Genomic DNA, 3,095 nt, shown 5'->3' on the forward strand with positions numbered 1-3,095 from the left:
ATCTCAAGAGCGCGCACTTCAGCCTGATCCCGCTGATGGTGGCGCAGAGCCTGCTCGTGCTCACCACCGGGCGGCTGTTCTGCTCGCGCTACGTCGACAGCCTGCCGGTGCGCATCGTGCGCTGCCCGGTGGCCTTTCCGCCGCTGACCTACTACCAGCTCTGGCACGAGCTGACCCACGCCTCGGCGGCCAACCGCTGGCTGCGCGAGCAGGTGCGCGAAGTGGCGCGCAACGTGGCGGCGCACGGCCTGCCCGGCAGAAGGTCATGACCGAACGGTTCGCGATCCGCGGCGACCTGCTCGACTTCACCGCCGAGCCGGCCTGGGGCGACACCGAGTCGCCGGCCGTGCGCTTCCGCCCGCGGCGCTGGCTGCTGATCGAGGACGGCCGCATCGTCGGCGTGCAGGCCGAGGAGCCGGGCGCCGACTGGCCGCGCGAAGACCATGCCGGCCGGCTGATCCTGCCCGGCTTCATCGACACCCACGTGCACAGCCCGCAGCTCGACGTGATCGCGAGCTACGGCAGCGAACTGCTGGACTGGCTGAACACCTACACCTTCCCGGCCGAGCGGCGCTATGCCGATCCTGCCGTCGCGGCGCGGGGCGCGGCGCTGTTCCTCGACGCGCTGCTGGCCCACGGCACCACCGCGGCGGTGGTGTTCCCGACGGTGCACAAGGTCTCAGCCGAGGCGCTGTTCGCCGCCGCGGCCGAGCGCGGCATGCGCCTGATCGCCGGCAAGGTGCTGATGGACCGCCACGCGCCCGACGGCCTGCGCGACGACGTGGTGCAGGCCGAAGCCGACTGCCGCGAGCTGATCGCCCGCTGGCACGGGCGCGATCGGCTCGCCTATGCCGTGACGGTGCGCTTCGCGCCGACCAGCACGCCGGCCCAGCTGGCCATGGCCGGACGGTTGTGCGCCGAAGACCCGACGCTGTACATGCAGACCCACGTGGCCGAGAACCGCGACGAGGTGCGCTGGGTGCACGAGCTGTTTCCCGAGGCGCGCAGCTACCTCGACGTCTATGCGCGTGCCGGGCTGCTGCATGCGCGCAGCGTGCTCGCCCACGGCATCTGGCTCGACGACACCGATCGCGACGTGCTGCGCGAGGCCGGCGCGCAGATCGCGCACAGCCCATCGTCGAACCTCTTCCTCGGCAGCGGCCTGTTCGACTGGCGCGCGGCCGAGGCGGCCGGCGCCGCGGTCTCGCTGGCCAGCGACGTTGGCGGCGGCACCAGCCTGTCGATGCTGCGCACGCTGGCCGATGCCTACAAGGTGCAGGCGATGTCGCACCAGCGCCTGACCGCCTGGAAGGCGCTGCACGCCGCCACGCGCGGTGCGGCGCAGGCCTTGTCGCTGGGCGACGAGATCGGCACGCTGGAGCCCGGCCAGGTGGCCGACCTCTGCGTGTGGGACTGGGCCTGCGGCCCGGTGGCCGAGCGCCGCATGGAGGTGGCGCGCGGCTTGCATGAGAAGGTGTTCGCATGGCTGACGCTCGGCGACGAGCGCTGCCTGGTGACGAGCATCGTGAACGGCGTCGCCCGCTACCGACGCTGAACGAGGAGACGAGCATGCTGCGACTGGAGCTGATCGCCATCAGCAAGCAGTACCCGGCCGTGAAGGCCAACGACCGCGTCAACCTGCGCGTCAAGCCCGGCGAGATCCACGCCGTGCTGGGCGAGAACGGCGCGGGCAAGTCGACCATGATGAAGATGATCTACGGCGCGGTCCGTCCCGACGAGGGCGAGATCCGCTGGAACGGCCAGGCCGTGCAGATCGCTTCACCCGCGCAGGCGCGTCAGCTCGGCATCAGCATGGTCTACCAGCACTTCAGCCTGTTCGACACGCTCACCGCCGCCGAGAACGTCTGGCTCGGGCTGGACAAGAGCCTCTCGCTCGCGCAGGTGATCGAGCGCATCAACGAAGTGGCGGCGAGCTACGGCCTCGACGTCGACCCGCTGCGCCCGGTGCACACGTTGTCGGTCGGTGAGCGCCAGCGCGTGGAGATCGTGCGCGCGCTGCTGACGAAGCCGAAGCTGCTGATCCTCGACGAGCCCACTTCGGTGCTCACACCGCAGGCGGTGGACAAGCTCTTCGTCACGCTGCGCCAGCTCGCCAACGAAGGCTGCTCCATCCTCTACATCAGCCACAAGCTCGACGAGATCCGGGCGCTGTGCCACCACTGCACGGTGCTGCGCGGCGGCAAGGTCACCGGCGAGGTCGACCCGACGCAGGAGACCAATGCCAGCCTGTCGCGCCTGATGATCGGTGCCGAGCCGCCTCAGCTGCAGCACATCCAGGCGAAGCTCGGCGGCACGGTGCTGGAGGTCAAGGGCCTCACGGTGCCCAAGGCCGATCCCTTCTCCACGGCGCTGTCGGACATCGGCTTCGAGGTGCGCGCCGGCGAGATCGTCGGCATCGCCGGCGTCTCCGGCAACGGCCAGCAGGAACTGATGGCCGCGCTCTCCGGGGAAGACCTGCGCGCACCGGCCGGCTCCATCAAGCTGTTCGGCCAGGATATCGCCCACGACTCGCCGCGCAAGCGCCGCAAGGAGGGCCTGCACTTCGTGCCCGAGGAGCGGCTTGGCCGCGGCGCGGTGCCCACGCTGTCGCTGGCGCAGAACACGCTGCTCACGCGCACCGGCACGGTGAACCGATCCGGCTGGATCCGCACCGGCGAGGTGACGGCGCTGGCCGAGAGCCTCATCAAGCGCTTCAACGTCAAGGCCGGCGGGCCGCAGGCGGCGGCCAAGAGCCTGTCGGGCGGCAACCTGCAGAAGTTCATCGTCGGCCGCGAGATCGACGCCGACCCGAAGCTGCTGATCGTCTCGCAGCCCACCTGGGGGGTGGACGTCGGCGCCGCGGCGCAGATCCGCGGCGAGCTGCTGGCGCTGCGCGACAAGGGCTGCGCGCTGCTGGTGGTCAGCGAGGAGCTCGACGAGCTGTTCGAGATCTGCGACCGGCTGGTGGTGATCGCCCAAGGCCGCGTCTCGCCGAGCATCGCCACCTCGAAGGCGACGATCGAGATGATTGGCGAGTGGATGTCGGGCCTGTGGAACAAGACCGCCGCCAGGGAGGCCAGCCATGCTGAAGCTTG

General features: G+C 70.5%; 2 protein-coding genes and 1 pseudogene. All 3 read left to right on the top strand.

Features of this window, described 5'->3' with window-relative positions; genetic code table 11:
• A pseudogene (locus AB7U92_RS24665) lies at positions 1–269 on the top strand (LysR family transcriptional regulator); the annotation flags it as partial.
• Entirely contained in the window at positions 266–1,555 is a 1,290-nt protein-coding gene (gene guaD, locus AB7U92_RS24670) for a guanine deaminase (RefSeq protein WP_428583109.1), read from the top strand. The pseudogene AB7U92_RS24665 and the gene guaD, both read left to right, overlap by 4 nt.
• Positions 1,556–1,569: 14 nt before the next feature.
• Positions 1,570–3,095: ABC transporter ATP-binding protein (locus AB7U92_RS24675; RefSeq protein WP_428583111.1), on the top strand; the 1,526-nt coding region annotated here is incomplete at its 3' end.

The sequence above is a fragment of the Piscinibacter sp. genome, assembly GCF_050175855.1.
GTDB lineage: Bacteria > Pseudomonadota > Gammaproteobacteria > Burkholderiales > Burkholderiaceae_C > Piscinibacter.